Source organism: Pseudogemmobacter humi, assembly GCF_900609055.1.
In the GTDB taxonomy this organism is placed as follows: Bacteria; Pseudomonadota; Alphaproteobacteria; order Rhodobacterales; family Rhodobacteraceae; genus Pseudogemmobacter; species Pseudogemmobacter humi.
Map to the genome: position 1 here is coordinate 1 of NZ_UXAW01000120.1, position 17,843 is coordinate 17,843.

General features: G+C 68.0%; 16 protein-coding genes and 1 pseudogene. 5 read left to right on the forward strand and 12 right to left on the reverse strand.

Features of this window, described 5'->3' with window-relative positions; all coding sequences use genetic code 11:
* A pseudogene (locus XINFAN_RS19905) lies at positions 1-2,123 on the reverse strand (cytochrome c oxidase subunit I); the annotation flags it as partial.
* Positions 2,117-3,085 carry a cytochrome c oxidase subunit II gene (gene coxB, locus XINFAN_RS19910; protein WP_233352415.1) on the reverse strand — a complete coding sequence of 323 codons (969 nt, stop codon included), beginning with the start codon at positions 3,083-3,085 and terminating at the stop codon, positions 2,117-2,119. The gene coxB and the pseudogene XINFAN_RS19905, both read right to left, overlap by 7 nt.
* Before the next feature lie 63 nt (positions 3,086-3,148).
* On the opposite strand from coxB, the gene XINFAN_RS19915 reads away from it, so the two are divergent.
* The gene (locus XINFAN_RS19915) at positions 3,149-3,727 is read left to right on the forward strand and encodes a cytochrome b (RefSeq protein ID WP_160144682.1); all 579 of its coding nucleotides are present in this window, start codon (positions 3,149-3,151) and stop codon (positions 3,725-3,727) included.
* Here XINFAN_RS19915 and XINFAN_RS19920 read toward each other — a convergent pair.
* Together XINFAN_RS19920 and XINFAN_RS19925 are read right to left on the reverse strand one after the other, a co-directional pair.
* Positions 3,636-4,148: an MgtC/SapB family protein gene (locus XINFAN_RS19920; RefSeq protein ID WP_124088611.1), complete on the reverse strand. Its 513-nt coding sequence runs from the start codon at positions 4,146-4,148 to the stop codon at positions 3,636-3,638. The genes XINFAN_RS19915 and XINFAN_RS19920 overlap by 92 nt on opposite strands.
* Positions 4,145-5,134, reverse strand: a complete 990-nt coding sequence (locus XINFAN_RS19925; protein WP_124088612.1) for a DNA topoisomerase IB — start codon at positions 5,132-5,134, stop codon at positions 4,145-4,147. Before XINFAN_RS19925 ends, XINFAN_RS19920 begins: the two co-directional genes overlap by 4 nt.
* A 184-nt stretch (positions 5,135-5,318) precedes the next feature.
* On the opposite strand from XINFAN_RS19925, the gene XINFAN_RS19930 reads away from it, so the two are divergent.
* Positions 5,319-5,615 (forward strand): PRC-barrel domain-containing protein, encoded by a 297-nt coding sequence (locus tag XINFAN_RS19930; RefSeq protein ID WP_124088613.1) that lies wholly within the window; start codon positions 5,319-5,321, stop codon positions 5,613-5,615.
* 77 nt (positions 5,616-5,692) lie between these two features.
* Entirely contained in the window at positions 5,693-6,409 is a 717-nt protein-coding gene (locus tag XINFAN_RS19935) for a DUF421 domain-containing protein (RefSeq protein WP_124088614.1), read from the forward strand.
* Positions 6,410-6,417: 8 nt separating this feature from the next.
* Here XINFAN_RS19935 and XINFAN_RS19940 read toward each other — a convergent pair whose 3' ends face one another.
* From XINFAN_RS19940 to XINFAN_RS19960, 5 genes are all read right to left on the reverse strand, one after another.
* Positions 6,418-7,347, reverse strand: coding sequence for a sugar-binding transcriptional regulator (locus tag XINFAN_RS19940; protein WP_233352416.1), 930 nt, complete (start codon positions 7,345-7,347; stop codon positions 6,418-6,420).
* A gap of 88 nt (positions 7,348-7,435) precedes the next feature.
* The gene (locus XINFAN_RS19945) at positions 7,436-8,401 is read right to left on the reverse strand and encodes an ABC transporter permease (RefSeq protein WP_124088616.1); all 966 of its coding nucleotides are present in this window, start codon (positions 8,399-8,401) and stop codon (positions 7,436-7,438) included.
* Between the two features lie 30 nt (positions 8,402-8,431).
* Positions 8,432-9,934: a sugar ABC transporter ATP-binding protein gene (locus XINFAN_RS19950; protein ID WP_124088617.1), complete on the reverse strand. Its 1,503-nt coding sequence runs from the start codon at positions 9,932-9,934 to the stop codon at positions 8,432-8,434.
* 64 nt (positions 9,935-9,998) lie between these two features.
* The gene (locus tag XINFAN_RS19955) at positions 9,999-10,955 is read right to left on the reverse strand and encodes a substrate-binding domain-containing protein (protein WP_233352418.1); all 957 of its coding nucleotides are present in this window, start codon (positions 10,953-10,955) and stop codon (positions 9,999-10,001) included.
* 89 nt (positions 10,956-11,044) lie between these two features.
* Positions 11,045-11,992, reverse strand: coding sequence for a carbohydrate kinase family protein (locus tag XINFAN_RS19960; protein ID WP_124088618.1), 948 nt, complete (start codon positions 11,990-11,992; stop codon positions 11,045-11,047).
* 221 nt (positions 11,993-12,213) lie between these two features.
* On the opposite strand from XINFAN_RS19960, the gene XINFAN_RS19965 reads away from it, so the two are divergent.
* Both XINFAN_RS19965 and XINFAN_RS19970 read left to right on the forward strand, forming a co-directional pair.
* Entirely contained in the window at positions 12,214-13,245 is a 1,032-nt protein-coding gene (locus XINFAN_RS19965) for a zinc-dependent dehydrogenase (RefSeq protein ID WP_124088619.1), read from the forward strand.
* Positions 13,238-14,800, forward strand: a complete 1,563-nt coding sequence (locus XINFAN_RS19970; protein ID WP_124088620.1) for a glycerol-3-phosphate dehydrogenase/oxidase — start codon at positions 13,238-13,240, stop codon at positions 14,798-14,800. Before XINFAN_RS19965 ends, XINFAN_RS19970 begins: the two co-directional genes overlap by 8 nt.
* Here the strand turns inward: XINFAN_RS19970 and XINFAN_RS19975 are convergent.
* The 3 genes from XINFAN_RS19975 to XINFAN_RS19985 all read right to left on the reverse strand — a co-directional run bounded on the left by XINFAN_RS19975 (position 14,797) and on the right by XINFAN_RS19985 (position 17,843).
* Positions 14,797-15,456: a hypothetical protein gene (locus XINFAN_RS19975; protein ID WP_124088621.1), complete on the reverse strand. Its 660-nt coding sequence runs from the start codon at positions 15,454-15,456 to the stop codon at positions 14,797-14,799. The genes XINFAN_RS19970 and XINFAN_RS19975 overlap by 4 nt on opposite strands.
* Before the next feature lie 96 nt (positions 15,457-15,552).
* Entirely contained in the window at positions 15,553-16,518 is a 966-nt protein-coding gene (locus XINFAN_RS19980) for a sugar-binding transcriptional regulator (protein WP_124088622.1), read from the reverse strand.
* A 17-nt stretch (positions 16,519-16,535) separates the two neighbouring features.
* A complete protein-coding gene (locus tag XINFAN_RS19985; RefSeq protein WP_124088623.1) occupies positions 16,536-17,843 on the reverse strand; it encodes an acetoin dehydrogenase dihydrolipoyllysine-residue acetyltransferase subunit in 1,308 nt (435 codons plus the stop codon).

Here is a 17,843-nt window from a genome sequence, read left to right on the forward strand (position 1 = left end):
GCCAAAGTCGCACCCCAGGCCGCCAGCACCAGCAGCGCCGCCGCCAGCGGCCAGAGCCAGCCGGGCCCCTCCATCCCCACCGGCGGGAAATCCTCATGAATGGTCCAGAAGAAGAAATAGCCGAACATCAGCCCCAGCCAGGCGGTCAGATCGCCGGTCATGGTGATGAACATCGCCCACCAGCCGGTCGATCCCGGCCCCGAGACATAGATCGGCACCAGCCGCCCGTCGCCGATGTCCTTCGCGGGTTTCTCGGGGATCTCCGCCGTGCCGGTCCAGAGCCAGCGGAACAGGGCCACCAGAAACACCGCCCCGCCGAGGCCCGCCGGCAGCCACAGTTTGAACGTGGCGCAGATGAACACCGTGCCAAGGCCGAAGGCCGCGATCATCGGCAGCCAGCCCGGCGTTCCCACCCGCAGGACCTGCACCGGCTGCGCATCCAGAACCGATGTCACCAGCGTCTCGCGCCGCCCCTCTTCGGCATCGGCAAGATAGCCCTCGCCCGCCTCGATCTTCTCGTGCAGCCCGGGGTCGTCCCAGAGCGGATAGCGGCTTTCGATCTGCGGAATCGCGCGCCACCCCCAGGGCTGGCCCGGCAGCTTCGTCGCCCATTCCAGCGTGCCCGCCTTCCAGGGATTGAGCGGCGGCTTTTCCTGCGGCCGCAGACAGTTCCACACGAAGACGAGGAACCCGGCGGCGAAGACGAAGGCGCCAATGGTCGAAACCATGTTCAGCATGTCCCAGCCCCGGTCGGCGCCATAGGTGAACACCCGGCGCGGCATCCCCAGAAGCCCGGTCAGATGCATCGGCAGGAAGGCGGTGTTGAACCCCGCGAAGGTCAGCCAGAACGACCAGATCCCAAGCCGGCGCGACAGCATCCGGCCACGCGCCAGCGGGTAATAGTAATGCACCCCCGCCATCACCGGAAACAGCATCCCGCCGATCAGCGTGTAATGCAGATGCGCCACGATGAAATAGCTGTCATGGGCTTGCAGATCGAAGGGCACCACCGCGATCATCACGCCGGTGAGCCCGCCGATGATGAAGCTCGCCAGCGCGCCGAGGCAGAACAGCATCGGCACCGATTTCACCACCCGGCCCAGCATCACCGTGGCGATCAGCGCGAAAAGCTGGATCCCGGTCGGGATCGCCACCGCCTCGGACGCCGCCGAGAAAATGCCCAGCGAGACCGAGGGCAGGCCGGTGGCGAACATGTGATGCACCCAGAGGCCGAAGGACAGGAACCCGGTCCCGATAGCCGACAGCACCACCCAGGAATAGCCCGCGATCGGTCTTTGCGAAAACGTGGGCACGATCATCGCCAGCAGCGCAATCGAGGGCAGGAAGATGATATAGACCTCGGGGTGGCCGAAGATCCAGAACAGGTGCTGCCACAAGAGGGGATCGCCGCCGCGGGTGGCATCGAAGAACGGCCAGTCCAGCATCCGCTCCAGCTCGAACAGGATGTCCCCGGCGATCAGCGGCGGAAAGGCGAACAGGATCATCGCGCCGACGATCAGCACATACCAGGCGTAAAGCGGCGTCAGGTTGATGTGCATGCCCGGCGCCCGGCATTTCAGCACGCCCACGATCAGCTCGACCGCCGCGGCGATGCTGGCGATCTCGATGAATGAGAGGCCCAGGAGCCAGATGTCGGCGCCGATCCCGCCCTGTTTGGTGGCAAGCGGCGGATACATGAACCAGCCCGCATCCGGCGCCACATTGAAGAAGATCGAGCCGCAGACGAAGATGCCGCCGATCAGATAGCACCAGAACCCGAAGGCCGAGAGCCGCGGGAACGGCAGATCCCGCGCGCCCAGCATGCCGGGCAGGATCAGGATCGCCACCGCCTCGAAGATCGGCACGGCGAACAGGAACATCATCACCGTGCCATGCAGGGTGAACATCTGGTTGTAGGTGTCGGCGGAAACCAGGTCGTTTTCCGGCACTGCCAGTTGCAGCCGCATGATCAGCGCCAGCGCCCCCGCGAACAGCATGAAGGCGAAGGCGGCGCCGGTATACCACAGCCCCACCGTGGAATTGTTCACGTCGGAAAGCATCCGCCAGCCCTTCGGGCGCGCCCAGACCTGTTCCAGTTTCTCCGCCCCGGCCCGTTTCATTTCAGCCCCATCAGAAAATCGAGGATCGCCTCGCGCTCCGCCTCGGGCAGATCGCCGTAGGCGGGCATTCTGGCATCGGGTTTGATCGCCGCGGGGTTCGCGAGCCAGGCCGCCAGCGCCGCGCGCGTCATCGGCAGCGTGCCTGCCGCCAGCGTGGTGCGCCGCGCCAGATGGGTCAGATCCGGCCCCACCGCGCCCTCTTCCACCAGCCCGCGCACCCCATGACAGGCGCCGCAGCCGGCGCGGGTGAACGCCGTGGCGTCGCCCCTCGCCGGCGCGGCCTCGGCCGCGAGCCAGGCGGCGAAGGCATCGGGTTCCTCGACCACCGCCTCGAACGCCATCAGCGCATGCGACATGCCGCAGAATTCGGCGCAGATCCCGCGGAAGGTGCCGGTGCGGTCCGCCGTCAGCCGCAGGATATTGGTGCGGCCCGGGATCATGTCGAGCTTGCCCCCCAAAGGCGGGATCCAGAAGGAATGGATCACGTCCTGCGCGCTCAGATGGAACTCCACCTCCTGGCCTTTCGGCAGGCGGACCTGGTTGGCGGTCTCGACCCGCGCACCGTCGGGGCCCTCGTAGACCACCCGCCACCAGAACTGCTCGCCGGTGACATGGATGCGCAGATCAGGCGCGCCCGGGTGCCAGGCCCCGGGCAGCAGCCGCAGCCCGAACACCAGCAGCGCCGCCAGAACCACGGTGGGAAAAATCACCCCGCCGGTCAGGATGAAGCGGTCGGCGAAGCGCTCGCTGACGGGGCGGCGGCGGCCCAGAACCGCATAGACCACGATCCCCATCATGATCAGCCAGATCACCGCGCCGCCCGCCGTCATCACCCAGAACAGGGTGGCGACATCGCGCGCGTCCTGGCTGGCGGGATGCAGCGCGCTCTGCTCTGCCTTGCAGGCGGCCAGCGTCATCAGCCCGAGCGCGGGCATCCGCCAGCCTGCCCCTCTCCTGCGCGCCAATGCCTCTCCCCCGTGACGGAACCTTTGCTGGCCGAACCGATTGGAAGGGAAAGGGTTCCGCTTATGATCACGAATGAACATAAAGCCGCCCCGGCGGGCTATGCGCGGGGACAGATCATCCTGCACTGGCTGATCGCGGCTCTGGTGCTGGCGCAGCTGGTGGTGAACGAGGATATCCGCGCGGCTTTCGGGGCGCGGCTGACCGGCGCCACGCCGCTGCCGCCCGGCGCGGCCTTCCACCTGATCGCGGGGCTCGCGGTGCTCGGGCTGATGCTGATCCGCATCGCGTTGCGGCTGATCCATGGCGCGCCACCGCCGCCGCCCGCGCCGCGGGTGATGCAGGTCGTGGCGGAATGGGCGCATCGCGGGCTTTACGCGCTGCTGCTGATGATGACCCTTTCGGGCGCCGCCGCCTGGTTCTGGCGCAGCGAGGCGGCGGGCCTCTTGCATGATGCCACGCGCTTTGCGCTGATCGGGCTGATCCTCGCCCATATCGCGGGCGCGCTGGTCGAGCATTACCTGATCGGCAACCGGGCGATCCGGCGGATGCTTACTCCTTCGGCTCGCGCCTCCCGCGCGCCAGCCATTGCGAAACGTGGCGCAACAGCCACAGCACCAGCACCGCCAGCACCGTCGCCATGATGGCAAGCGGCAGCCGCCCGGTGCCGCAGGCCAGCCCGATCGCCCCCGCCATCCACATCCCCGCCCCGGTGGTCAGCCCGGTGATCCTGCCGCCCGAGGTGATGATCGACCCGGCGGCCAGGAAGGCCACCCCCGCCGTCACCGCCTCGATCAGGCGCAGCGGGTCGCTTTGCAGCTGCATCGCGCCGGGCACTTCGGTGGCGATGATCTCGACCGAGATCAGCGTGAACAGACAGGCCGCCATCGCCACCATGATATGGGTGCGCAGCCCGGCGGCATGGGCGTGGATCTCGCGCTCGATGCCGATCACCGCGCCGAGCAGCGCCGCGAACAGCAGCCGGATCAGCGCCGTCTCGCCGCGCACGGCCTGGAACGGATCGCGGAAATCGGCAATCAGCGCCTCGTAAAGGGGGTCGATCATCGGCGGGTCTCCGTTGTGTCCAGAAAGCTGAGCAGCCTGCGCTCGGGCGCGCGCAGGCCGGGGGTGTCGGGCGGGTTCAGGCCCGACAGCCGGTCCTGGCGCGCGGGCGCATCCAGCGCGGCCAGATCCAGCACCGCCGGATGTATGTAAGAGGACCGGCAGATCGCCGGGGTATTGTGCAGCCGAAGAGCCGCCGCCCCGGCCATGGCGCGAATGGTCAGCGGCTCTTCGGCGGCGCGCCCGAAAGCCGCCAGCGTGCCGCCCCAGGTGCGGAATGTCCTGGCGGTGACGCCCTCGCCCATGGCCTCGGCGAGATATCCGTTCACATCCCCGGTCCCGAGCGGACAGGGCCGCCCGTCCTCGTCCAGCCAGGTGAAGAGGTTGCGCCCCGGCAGATCGCCGATCTGATGCAGGATACGGTGCAGCTTGCGGTCGCGCAGCACCTGGCGCACCCGCCGCCCGCCCTTGGCGCGGAAATCCAGCCGGACCGAGTCTTCGTCAAGCCGCAGATGCCGCCGCCGCAGCGTCACCGCGCCGAAAGAGCCGTTCTGCGCCGTATATTCCGGGTTGCCGATCCGCAGCCAGGCCCGGTCCAGCAGCATCACCAGCGCGGCGAGGGTGAAATCGCGGTTCCCCGCCTCCTGGCGCAGATCGCGGTCCAGACGGCGGCGCAGGGCGGGCAAGGCGCGGGCGAAATCGGTCAGCCCGGCATATTTGGTTTCGGCCCGGCTCGCCTGCCACAGCGGGTGGTAGAGGTATTGCTTCCTTCCCCGCGCGTCGCGGCCGGTGGCCTGGATATGGCCATCCTCGCGCGGGCAGATCCAGACCTGTTCCCAGGCCGGGGGCACCGCCAGCGCCACGGCGCGCGCGCAGAGCGCGCCGCTCAGCCGCTGCCCGCCGGGGGAAAAGTAGCAAAACCCCTTGCCCGCGCGGCGCCGGGTGATGCCGGGGTCGCTGTCGGACACATAGACCAGCCCCTGCGTCATAGCCCCCTCGCGCCACCCACATGCGAAGAAATCCCGATCCCCGCCGCGCGGTTCCGCCCGCCGCCGCTTCGGCGGGCCGCCGCCGATACCGGGCGGTGCAGGAACCGCCGCCGGGCCGCCGGGTTTGAGGACTGGAACCGCGGAACCCGTTCACAGGCTCCGCGTCGCAACCCCGGAGGATAGCATGGATCACAGCAGACATATCCCGCTCGACCGTCAGGAACTGAACGAGGCGATCCTGACCGACGCGCCGGTCTACGGCGCCGACGACCGCAAGATCGGCACCATCTCGCATGTGCATGGCGTCGGCGCCGTCACCGATGTGGTGATCGACGTGGGCGGCTTTCTCGGCATCGGCTCGAAGCCGGTGCTCCTCAGCGTGGATCAGCTGAACCTGATGCGCGACGAGGACGGCAATGTCCATGGCGTCACGTCCTGGACAAAGGAACAGCTCAAGGAACTGCCCGAGCACCGCCACTGACGCCGCCTGTGTGAGGCTTCAGGGACGCGCCGGTTTCGCCGGCGCGTTCCGCTTTTCGCTCTCCGTCAGGGCCGGATATGGAACCCGTGATCCCCTTCGACTGGCTGCGTCTGCTGATCGGCGACGCCCCGCCGCTGTTCCTGCTGGAAATCACCCTCCGGGTGCTGGCGATCTTTCTCTGGACCACCACGATGCTGCGCTGGATCGGCGGGCGCAGCATCTCGCAGCTCTCGCTGGTCGAGTTCCTGCTGGTGATCGCGCTCGGCTCGGCGGTGGGCGACGGGATGCTCTACCCCGACGTGCCCTTGCTGCATGCCTTCCTCGTGGTGTTCCTTGTGATCGCGATGGACAAGCTGATCGACTGCGGCATCCACAAATGGCACGGGTTCAAAACGGTGGTGGACGGAACACCCGTTCAGCTGGTGGAGCGGGGCCGCATCCTGACCACCGCGCTGAAAGCGGCCCGGATCGCGCCATCCGAGGCGCATGAGATGCTGCGGCTGAAGGGTATCCGCAACCTCGGCCAGGTCGAAACGGCCTGGATGGAGACCTCGGGCGCGGTCTCGGTGTTTTGCGCCGACGCCCCCGTGTCGGGGCTGCCGCTGGTGCCGCCGCCCGTTCTGCGCGAGGCAAAGCCGCTGCCGCCGGACGCGCGCGCCTGCTGCGCCGATTGCGGTTTCCTGACCGATGCGCGAGCCCCCTGCCCGCATTGCGGCTGCACCGACCGGCTGGCCGCCGCTCTTCCGCCCTCACGGGCGTCATCGCTGAGCGAAGAGGTCCGTCAGGACCGATGAGCGGCGGATCAGCGCTCGCGGATCAGCCGGTCGGCCACCAGTTCGTCCACGATCAGCACATGCGGGCGCAGACTGGTCAGCGAGGCGCGGATCACCGCGTGTTTCTGCCAGCCGCCCGAGGCCAGCACCAGGTTTCGCGCGCCCCTCAGATCGGCGGGATGCACCGCCAGCACCCGGCGGTTCACCTGGTGTTCGACCACCTCGCCCGCGGCGTCGATGAAATGGCACAAAACATCGCCGATCGCCCCCGCGGCCTCCAGCGAGGCCAGCTCGTCCGCGCTCAGCAGCCCGTATTCGCGGAACACCGAATGCGGCGTCAGATCCCCGACCGAGATCACCGCCATATCGAGCGAGCGCGCCGCGCTGAAGATGTCGCGGATGCCGATATGCGCGGCCAGAGCGTCACGGGTCCGCGCATCGGGCGCAAAGACCGGACCGGCCATCATATGGCACTCGGCGCCAAGCCGCGCCGCCACCCGCCAGGCGAATTCCGAAGGGTTATGCGCATTCACCCGCGTCAGCCCGCCCAAGAGCGAGACCACCCGCACCCCGTCGGGGTTCCTCGGCACGATGGCCGGGACCGCGGCCGAAAGCGTCTTGCCCCAGCCCAGACCCACGGTCATGTTCGCGGCCAGGTTCTGCGACAGGTAATGCCCGACCTCGGCCCCGATCAGGTTGCGCAGCTGCGCCTCGTCCTGCGGGTTCGGCACCACGATGGCCTGGGTCAGGCCCCAGCGTTCCTCAAGCGCGCGCTCCAGTTCCACGCAATGCGACAGTTTCGTCGTGACGCGGATCTGCACCGTGCCGTCCTGGCGCGCGGCCGACAGGATGCGCAGCACCCGCGAGCGGCTGATCCCCACCTTGGCGGCCACCTCGTCCTGGGTCAGCCCCTCCATGTAATAGAGCCAGGCGATCCGGGTTCTCAGGTCTTCGTTCACATCGGCTGCGGGCTGCACTTTGGCTGACGACCTTCTTGCTCTGACAGGGGACAGCAATGCCATTGCAGCCTTTCCCCTGTCCAGCCTCTCAGTTGCTTCTGCGGCGCAAGAGATCGACCAGCACCGCGACCAGAACCACCGCGCCCACGATCACCCGCTGCCAGAAGCCCGAGACATTGAGCAGCACCGTGCCGTTCGCCAGCACCGCCAGCAAAAGCGCGCCGAGGATGGTGCCGACGATCGAGCCCTGGCCGCCCCGCAGGCTGGTGCCGCCGAGGATCGCCGCGGTGATCGCCCCCATCAGCCAGCCTTCGCCGACCGAGGGCTGGCCCGCATCCATCCGGCTGGCGTAAAGGATCCCGGCCAGCGCCGCGAACATCCCCGCCAGCGCGAAGGCCGCGAATTCCACCCAGCGAACCCGGATCCCCGCCAGCACCGCCGCATCGCGGTTGCCGCCGAGCGCAAAGATGTTGCGGCCGAAGCGGGTCTGGCCCAGCACCCAGATCAGGATCGCGCCGGCCACAAGGAAGATCACCACCGGCACCGGCACGCCGAAGATCTCGCCCTTGCCGAACACGCCGAACGCCTCGCCCAGGGGCCGGATCGGATAGCCGCCGGTGATCACCAGCGTCAGACCGGCGAAGATCTCCCATGTGGCCAGCGTCACGATGAACGGGTTCAGCCGCAGCCCGGCGACGAAAGCGCCGTTGATCGCGCCGATCAGCAGGCCGAACCCCATGGTGAAGGGCACGATCAGCCAGGGATGGATGCCCCATTGCGTCAGCGCGATAGAGCCGACAATGGCCGAAAGCCCCGCCGCCGCCCCCACCGACAGGTCGATCCCGCCGACCATCAGCACCAAAGTCTGGCCAAGCGCCACCAGGCCTACAAAAGCCGCCTGCCGCGCCACCGCCGAGATGTTGTAGCTCGACATGAAATTGTCGGTGGCGATGGAAAGCAGCAGCGCCAGCGCAACCAGGGCGACGAGGATGCCGCTGGCCTCCCACCGCCAGAAGCGTTGCAGCGAGAAGAGGGAGGCTCGGGAAGTGTTCATTTTATCGCCCATTCGTCAGGTCGCCATATTTCAGGTCATCGCCAGTTTCAGCAGGGATTCCTGGCTTTCCCCGGCCGCGTCCACGATCCCGCGCGCGCGGCCCTCGTGCATCACCAGGATGCGGTCGGCCACGTCGAGCACCTCTTCCATCTCGGAAGAGATCAGGATGATGGAGAGGCCGCGCTCTTCCGTCAGGCGGCGCAGCACCGCCTGGATCTCGAATTTCGCATTCACGTCGATGCCGCGGGTCGGCTCGTCCATGATCAGCACTTTGGCGTCGCGCATCAGCCAGCGGGCGATGATCACCTTCTGCTGGTTGCCGCCCGACAATGTGGTGATCGCATCGCGCGGGCTGCCGATCCTAGTCTTCAACAGCGCGATATAGTCCATCACCTCGGCCAGCATCTCGCGGTTGCGCATGGCCAGAAGCCCCCGGAAACGGGCCATGCTGGGCATGGCGGCGTTCTCGACGATCGACAGAAGCGGGAAGATGCCTTCCTGCTTGCGCTCTTCGGGCAGATAGATCAGCCCGGCCTGGATCGCCTGCAAGGGCGAGGTGAAACGGGTCTTTTGCCCGAAATATTCGATCTCGCCCGCCGTTGCCCGGGTCAGCCCGAACAGGCATTTCGCCATTTCGGTGCGGCCCGAGCCGATCAGGCCCGAGACGCCCAGGATCTCGCCCTTGCGCAGGCTGAAGGACAGGTCCTGGAACTCGCCCGGGCGGGTCAGGCCGGTCACTTTCAGCACCACCGGCGCGTCCCCGGGGATACGGCGCGGCTCCTGGCGCATGGCCGAGGGCGGGCGTCCGGCCATCAGCGTGACCATTTCCTCGCGTGTCGCGGTGGCCGGGTCCAGCGTGCCGGCAAGCGCGCCGTCGCGCAGCACGGTGATGCGATCCGAGAGCGCCTTCACCTCGTCCAGCCGGTGCGAGATGTAGAAGATCGAATGTCCGCGCGCCTTGAACGAGCGGATATAGTCGAACAGCCGCGCGGTCTCACGATGCGTCAGCGTGGCGGTGGGTTCATCCAGGATCAGAATCCGCGCATCGGTCGCCGCCGCCCGCGCGATCTGCACAAGCTGCTGCTGCGCCTTGGACAGATCCCCGACCCGCGACGCGGGGTCGATCTGGTCGTCCACCTCGTGCAGATGGCGGATCGCCTCGGCGCGGGTGGCCTTCCAGTCGATCACGGCCCCGCCGCAGATACGGGCGCCGATCTGGGCGCCCAGCATGATGTTCTCTGCCACGGAAAGCGCCGGGACCAGGTTGATCTCCTGCGGCGCGATGGCGATCCCCGCGGCTGCGGCCTGTTTGGGCGAGCTGAAATGAACCGGCTGGCGGTCGATCAGCAAGGCGCCGGTATCGGGGCGCAGCCTGCCGCAGAAGATGTTCATCAGCGTCGACTTGCCCGCGCCGTTCTCGCCGATGATCGAATGCAGCTCGCCCGCGCCGATGGCGATCGAAACCTCGTTCAGCGCCCGCACCGGGCCGAACCGTTTCGAGATGTTCCTGGCCTCAAAGATCGGATCGGGCATCGGGGGCTCTGTCACTCTCGGATAGGGGGAAAGGGCCGGGCACAATCGCCCGGCCCCCGCAGGATCACTTGCAGTCGTCTTTGGTGATGAAGCGCGAGCCGGTGTTGTGGTCCATCGGGAAGGTATGGCCCTCGTTCGCGGCGACCATGTAGATCACCGACCAGTAGCCGATGTCCCACTGACGCTGCGCTTTCAGCGCGGTGATGGTGCCGTCGCAGACGAAGTCCACCGCCTCGGGCAGGTCGTCCATGCCGACGATGGCGATCTCGCCCGATTTGCCGGCGTTCTTGACCGCGCGCGCCGCGCCGATCGGGTTCGAGGCGTTCGAGCCGAAGAAGCCCTTGATGTTCGGATGCGCCAGCATGGCGTTCTCGGTCAGGGCGACGGCCTCTTCCAGCACGTCGTTGTCGGGCTGCTCGAACACCACCTTGATGCCCGGATGATCCTTGATCGCATCCTTGAAGCCGAGGATCCGCTCGACGTGATCGGTCGCGGTCAGGCTGCCGGAAAGGATGCCGACCTCGCCCTCGCCGTTCAGCACCTCGACCAGTTTCGCGCCGAGGTCATAGCCGTCCTGATAGCTGTCCTTCTGGCCGACGAAGGGGAATTCCCCGGAACAGAACGAGTTGAAGGTGAAGGTGTTGATCCCGGCCGCTTTGGCCTCTTTCAGCATCTGCACATTGGTGGCCTGGTCAAGACAGGCGACCGAGAGCCCGTCGGGACGGCGGCCGATATTGGCCTCGATCCGCTGGTTCTGATCGACCACATCGGCCTGGGGCGGCTGGTCCCAGATCACGTTGACCTTGACGCCGCGCTTTTCCAGCTCGGCTGCGGCGAAATGGCTGCCCTCGGCCACCACGTCATACCAGGGATGGATGACCTTGGGGATGAAGACGAAGGTCAGCTCCTTGTCGATCGGCGTGATCATATCGGCCTGCGACTGCGCCAGCACCGGCGCCGCCAGCGCGGCCATCCCGGCCGCAAGCGCCAGCCCGCTCAGCCCTGCTTTCATCCTGGTCATGGAATCTCTCCTCCTGTTGTCAACGCTTGTCGTTTCCGGCCGCCCGTTTCGTGGGGCCTTGCCGTCTTTCCTTCCCTGCCCGCCGGGGGTCAGCCCTCCCGAACCGGGGTCTTGCGCATGAAATCCAGCGTCGCCTCCAGCGAGACGATCCCCGCCTGGCTGCCAAGGCCGGTGGCGTTCAGCGCCGAACAGGCCTGGGCAAGGCGCACCGAATCCTGCGGGCTCATGCCTTTCAGGACACCCGCGGCGAAACCGGCGTTGAACACGTCGCCGCAGCCGCAGGTGCAGATCACGTCGATGGCAAAGGCCGGGATGCGGAAGCTCAGCCCCGAGCGGTCGCGATACCAGGCGCCCTCGCCGCCAAGCGTGAACACGCAGGCCCCGGCGCCGAGGCCGAAGAACACCTCGGCCATCGCGTCCAGATCTTCGAGGCCCGTCAGCGCGCGCGCTTCCTCGACCGAGGGGATGAAGTAATCGGTAAAGGGCAGCACCGCCGCCACATCGGGCATGTCGTCGGCCGATCCGGCGAAGACATCCACCGTGGTCACCGCGCCGCGCGATTTGGCGTGTTTCATCAGCGCCGCGTTGCGCGCGCCGTCCATCGCATCCATCAGCCCCACGCCGCCCAGGTGGAACACCCGCGCATCGGTCACGCGGTCGAACTCTTCGGGCGGCACCACGAAGGCGCCGGTCGCGCCTTTCAGATGCAGCGCCGGACGCGAGCCGTCTTCCCGGGTCAGCACGATCGAGCTTGAGGTCGGAACGTCATCGAACCGCTGCAAGGCCGAGGTGTTCACCCCGAACTTCTCCAGCCAGGCCACCGACCAGTCGCCGGTCATGTCGCGGCCGTAACCGCCGATGGCCAGCGTGCTCAGCCCCAGCTTCGCCGCCGCGATCACCGCCGTTCCCGCCGCGCCCGAAACCGCCAGCGTGATGTCCCGGATGAAATTCGTGCCGCCGCCGTCCGGAACCGCGCTGAACGGCCAGCCCAGACAGTCGAACGTATAGAACCCGGCGGATGCGTAATCGTAGCGCACCTGCGTCCTCCCCCTTCGCTTCGTGGTCGATCATTTCGGACAAAGCTGTATTCGTCAATATATTTGTTTGCGCAATAGTTCCGCGGACTACATCTTTATCGCAGCGGTTCGCCGCATAATAAGGCGAAACCGGCGAATTTCTCACGAACAAAACAATAGTCTTGCGTGAACTTGTGCGATCAAGTTACATCTTGCCGCAAACATTGTTCATGGAGGGCACCGTGAAGGCGGCGATTCTGACAGCACCGAACGCGCTTGTGACAGGGGAAGTCGCCGATCCCGCGGCGGAACCCGGCGATCTGATTCTGCGGGTCCGCGCGGCAACGATCTGCGGCACCGACATCCGTATCTGGCGCGGGCGCAAGACCGCAGGCGTGCGCTATCCTTCGGTCATCGGCCATGAATTCTCGGGCGACGTGATCGAGGGCGGCGGGCTGTTCCAGCCCGGCCAGCGCGTCAGCGTCTGCCCCCCCATCCCCTGCGGCGGCTGCCACTACTGCCAGCGCGGGATGGAGAATCTCTGCCCCGACCTGATCGCCATCGGCTATGAGATCGACGGCGGTTTCGCCGAATATATCCGCATTCCCGCCCGCGCGCTGGCCATGGGCAACGCGCATCTCCTGCCCGATCACGTCAGCCATGAAGAGGCCGCCCTGGTCGAGCCGATGGCCTGCGTGCTGAACGGCCAGGACAAGGTGGGGCTCACGCTTGGCGACACGGTGGTGATCCTCGGCTCGGGCCCGATCGGCACGCTGCACATCAAACTGGCGAAGCTGCGCGGCGCTGGCCGCATCATCGTCAGCGAGCCCAACGCCGGCCGCCGCAAGATGGCGCTGGACGCCGGGGCCGATGTCGCCATCGACCCGACCGCCACCGACCTGCGCGCTGCCGTGCTGGCCGAGACCCGCGGCCTCGGCGCCGATGTGGCGATCTGCGCCATCGGCATCCCGGCGCTGGCGCGAGAGGCCGTGGGCCTCGTGCGCAAACGCGGCCGGGTCAGCCTGTTCGCCGGTTTCTCGAAGGGCGAGATCGGCCAGCTCGACATCAACGCGGTGCATTACGATGAGATCACCCTGACCGGCGCCTTCGGCCTGACCCGCGCCAATTACGGCGATTCGCTCAACCTGATCGCCGATGGCCGGATCGAGGTCGCCAGCATGGTCAGCCACCGTTACGGGCTGGAGGATTGCCTCGGCGCGTTCGAGATGGCCGAAGGCGGCGGTGCGATGAAAGTGGCGCTGATCAATGACTGAGGACTACGAGGTCGTCATCCTCGGCGCCGGGATCAACGGCTGCGGCACCTTCCGCGACCTCTGCGCGCAAGGCGTCCGCTGCCTGATGATCGACCGCGAGGATTACTGCGCCGGGGCCTCGGCCGCCTCGTCGCGGCTGATGCACGGCGGGCTGAAATACCTGGAAACCGGCGAGTTCCGCCTGGTCCGGGAATCGCTTTACGAGCGCAACATGCTGCTGGCGACCGCGGGCCATCTGGTGCATCCGCTGGAATGCCTGGTGCCGGTGCGCTCTGCCTTTGGCGGCATCCTCGGCTCGGTCGCGCGGTTCTTCCGCATCAGGGCAAAGCTGAACGACCGTGGCTCGCTGATCACCGCGCTCGGGCTGACGCTTTACGACATCTACGGCCGCAAGCTGCGCAAGATGCCGACGCACCGGATGCTGAACCGCCGGGGGCTGGCGCGCGAGATGCCGCAGCTTGCGCCCGCGATCACCGGCGCCGGGGTCTATTACGAGGGCCGGATCAGCCATGCCGAACGGCTGGGGCTGGAGCTGGCGCTGGACGGCGAGGCCATGAGCCCGGAAAGCCGCTCCGTCACCCATGCGGAAATCCTCGGCGCCGGGGACGGCGTGATCCGCTGGCGCGACCGGACGGGCGAACATGCGGCGCGGGCGCAGGTCGTCATCAACGCGGGCGGCGCCTGGATCGACGCGGTGAACCGCCAGATCGGCCTTGAGACCCGGCTGATGGGCGGCAGCCGAGGCTCGCATCTGGTGGTGGATCACCCGGCGCTTTACGCGGCGCTGGCGGGCCGGATGGTCTATTTCGGCACGGCGGACGGGCGGGTCAACCTGCTCTACCCGTTCGAGGGCAAGGTTCTGGTCGGCTCGACCGATCTGCCGACGCCCGACCCCGATCAGGCCCGCTGCACGCAGGAGGAAGAAGACTACCTGCGCGCCGCCGTGGCCGAGGTGTTCCCCGATCTGCCGATCCGCCCCGAGCAGGTGGTGCAGCGTTTCTGCGGCACCCGCCCACTGCCCCGCGCCGATGGCCAGGACATCGGCCTCGTCACCCGCGACCATTCCATCGCCCGGCTGGCGCTGCCCGGGAGCGACACGCCGGTGCTGTGCCTGATCGGCGGCAAATGGACCACCTTCCGCGGCTTCGCCGAACAGGCCACCGACGAGGTGCTGGCGATCCTCGGCCGCCCCCGCCGGGTCTCGACCGCCGGGATGCAGATCGGCGGCGGCAAGGATCTGCCGCCCGACGACAAGGGCCGCGAGGCGCTGGCGCAGAGCCTTTCCCGGCCGGGCCTGCCGGTCGAACGGGTCCGGGTGCTGCTTGGCCGCTACGGCACCGCGGTCAGGGCGTATCTGGCCGGGCTGAGCGGCCCTGAGACCCCGCTGCCCGGCTGCCCGGACTACAGCGTGGAAGAAATCCGCCACATCTGCCGGCATGAGCGGGTGCAGACCCTGGACGACGTGCTGCGCCGCCGCACCCTGATCGCGCTGACCGGCCAGGACACGGCGGAAGTGCGGGCGGCGGTGGAGGCGATCCTTAGGGAAACCGCCTAGCGGCGGCGGCGGAAGGTCGCGAACAGATCCGCCAGCCGCGCCTCGTTCGTCACCGAATCCGCCCGGGCGACATCAGTTGCGATGCTGCGGGCGCGATCCAGAGCGCGGCTTTCGCCGAGGCTCTCGCCGGTTCCGGCCACCTGGTCGGGCTCGGATTGCAGCCACAGAAGCAGGGTGAAAACGGCGACCGGCAGAACCTCGCCCGGCTCCAGCCCGGCGGCGGAGGCGGGCTCCAGATCGCGCAAGACCCGCTGCTCACGCAGGTCCAGATACAAAGCCGCGCTCAGCCTCGGCATCTCCCAGACCTCGTGGCGAGGGATCACCCTGAGCCAGGCCTGCTGCGCCGCCGCCTCGCTGATGAAGGCATGGGTCACGCCAAGCCGGTCAAGGATCAGCGACAGGCCGACATAGCAGAACCCCGCGAAATCGCTGGCCGCCGCCGCGCCGCGGTCGGCGAAATCCTGAAGGCTGGCCTGATCCGGCGCCCCCGCGCCCAGAAACCGCCGCAAGACCTGCGAGGCGACGTGATCGAGCCGCCGCGCGATCTGATCGCCGGTCTTCAGCGCCAAAGCCGCCTCGCGCGGCAGAACGTCCAGCGGCGCGGTGCCCGCCAGCGTCTCGCGCCCGCTGCGAAGCGCATGACGCAGCCCGCGCAAAGCCTCGCGCAGGGGGACGGGATGTGGAAGCGGCGGCGGGGGAAGGGCCAGGGGAGATGCTCCTTGCTGCGGTCTGCGGCGAGTATAGCCTGGAAGTCAGCCCTCGGCGAGCAGCGCCTTCGCCGACTGCTCGTCGCTGATCAGCACGGTGGGCGAAAGCGTCAGGATCGCGGCGCGAAGCGCGACATGCTTCTCGCGCCCGCCCGAGATCAGCACCCGCTCGGGCGTGCGGCGAAGCTGATCAAGCTGGACCGAGATCGCCCGCGCGTTCACCTCATGCTCGACCGGGCGGCCCTGGGCGTCGATGAAATTGTAAAGCACGTCGCCCACGGCGCCGGTCTCCACCAGCGAGCGGCGGTCGGATTCGGTGATATGGCCGGTGCGGTAGCTGGTGGTGATCTGCGAGATCCCGCCACAGGACACCAGCGCCATGTCAAGCTGCCCCGCCATCTCGAAGATCGCGGCAAGGCCGCAGCGTTCCAGGAGCGCGTGTTTGGTCTCGGGGCTGTCCACCACCGCCGGGGCGGGGATCAGGAAGCCCTCGCCCTGGAACAGTTCGGCGAATTGCCAGGCGAATTCGGCAGGGTTGAACCGCCGCGCCGCTGCGATCCCGCCCAGAAGCGAGACCACGCGGAAATCCTGCAAGGTGGCGCCGGTGATGAAGGGCAGCGCATTATAGAGCGTGCGGCCCCAGCCCACGCCCACCGTCATCCCCGATTTCATCCCCGAGGAGATGAAATTCCCCGCCGCCGCCGCGATCACCTTTGTCGGATCGCCCGCCGGATCGGCAAAGGGCGCAAGGATCACCCGGCCGATGCCGTAGCGGGTTTCCAGCGCGCGCTCCATCCCCGCCAGATCGCCAAGCGGCGCGGCGATGGTGATCCGCACCTCGTTCCTGCGGCGCGCATCGGCCAGCAGCCGCACCACCATCACCCGGTTGATGCCCAACTGCCCGGCGATCTCGCTCTGGGTGCAGCCCTCGGCGTAATACAGCCAGACGGCACGGGCGCGCAGGCGGTCGGCGTCGGATTGCGGCACGCTCGCCTGTTGCGCTGACTGCATATGGCGTCTCTCCGGTTTCACCCTGCGGTGGCTTCGGCCCCCGCCAGATGGCGCGCAAGGATACGGGCCACGGGCTCGGGGCACTCGTATTGCGGGATATGGCCCGCCCCTTCGACGCGATGAATAGCGCATTCTGAGCCTGCCGCAAGGGCGTGGCGGGCGGGCAGAATCCGGTCCTCGCGCCCCCAGAGGATCGCCGCGGGGGTCTCCAGCCGCGCCAGCGCCGGGCGCAGATCGAAGCACTGGGTGCTGTCGGCGAACAGGCTTTGCGCCATATCGGCCTGGGCCGCGCGCAACTCCGGGTCGCGCCGGGTGGCCATGGCGGCGCGGGCGTAATCATCGGTGATCGTGTCGGGCGAGGCGGTCAGGCGGCGCAGCCAGGGCGCAAGGCTTTCCGCCCGGCTGGCGCGGATGATGCCGGTCAGCGCTTCGGCATCCACCTCGGGGCCGAGGCCCGCGGGCGCGATCAGCGACAGGCTGGTCAGTTTCCGCGCGCGGATGTCGGCGATGGCCAGCGCCAGCGCGCCGCCGAGCGAATGGCCCAGCAGATGCACCTGGTCATGGGCGCGGGTGGCGTCGTCGAAAGCCTCGACCAGCATCCGGGCGAGATCGGCGAAGCTGGCGATCCGGCGGCGCGGGCTTTTGCCGTGGCCGGGCAGGTCGATGCGGATCAGCGGGCGCGCGCGGCCCATGGCCTTTTCCAAAGGCATCCAGCTTTGACTGTCGGCGGTGAAACCGTGGATCATGACGAGGGGCACGCCCTCGCCCCCACGGGTCGAGACCGCCAGCGGGCCAGGCTGCGGGCTCCATTCGGCCACAGACGCGGCGGGCTGGCGATACACCGCCAGCGCCTGCGCAACGTCGCTGCCCTGGATCCGCCCGCGCGGGCCCGAGCCGGTGAGCGAGGCGAGCGCAATGCCCCCTTCGCGCGCCGCCTTGCGCGCCGCCGGAGTGGCGCGGATCTTGTCGGTTTGCGCAACCGGAGCCGCGATTTCCGCCGGGGCAGAGACGGTTTCCGCTGGTTTCGCGGCGGGTTCCTCTGCCGGGGCCGGGGCGGCCGCCGCCGGAGCCGGGCCGACCTCTTCGCCCTCGGCATAAAGCCAGCCGATCACCGCGCCCACGGCGATGCGGTCGCCTTCCTTCGCGGTGACATGGTGCAGATAGCCCGTGGCGGGGGATTCCACCTCCATCGCGGCCTTGTCGGTCTCGATGTCGAACAGGGCCGCACCCTGGCGCACGAGCTCTCCCTCGGCCACATGCCAGGCCGAGAGCGTGCCATGGCTCATGTCCATATCGACCTTGGGCAGGATCACTTCGACCGGCAT

Coding starts and splice junctions, on each gene's coding strand:
- XINFAN_RS19925 (WP_124088612.1), bottom strand. CDS start 5,134: ATGACGCAGGGGCTGGTCTATGTGTCCGACAGCGACCCCGGCATCACC.
- XINFAN_RS19980 (WP_124088622.1), bottom strand. CDS start 16,518: ATGCAGTCAGCGCAACAGGCGAGCGTGCCGCAATCCGACGCCGACCGC.
- XINFAN_RS19915 (WP_160144682.1), top strand. CDS start 3,149: ATGATCACGAATGAACATAAAGCCGCCCCGGCGGGCTATGCGCGGGGA.
- XINFAN_RS19985 (WP_124088623.1), bottom strand. CDS start 17,843: ATGCCGGTCGAAGTGATCCTGCCCAAGGTCGATATGGACATGAGCCAT.
- XINFAN_RS19935 (WP_124088614.1), top strand. CDS start 5,693: ATGGAACCCGTGATCCCCTTCGACTGGCTGCGTCTGCTGATCGGCGAC.
- XINFAN_RS19920 (WP_124088611.1), bottom strand. CDS start 4,148: ATGATCGACCCCCTTTACGAGGCGCTGATTGCCGATTTCCGCGATCCG.
- XINFAN_RS19970 (WP_124088620.1), top strand. CDS start 13,238: ATGACTGAGGACTACGAGGTCGTCATCCTCGGCGCCGGGATCAACGGC.
- XINFAN_RS19930 (WP_124088613.1), top strand. CDS start 5,319: ATGGATCACAGCAGACATATCCCGCTCGACCGTCAGGAACTGAACGAG.
- XINFAN_RS19950 (WP_124088617.1), bottom strand. CDS start 9,934: ATGCCCGATCCGATCTTTGAGGCCAGGAACATCTCGAAACGGTTCGGC.
- XINFAN_RS19945 (WP_124088616.1), bottom strand. CDS start 8,401: ATGAACACTTCCCGAGCCTCCCTCTTCTCGCTGCAACGCTTCTGGCGG.
- XINFAN_RS19955 (WP_233352418.1), bottom strand. CDS start 10,955: ATGACCAGGATGAAAGCAGGGCTGAGCGGGCTGGCGCTTGCGGCCGGG.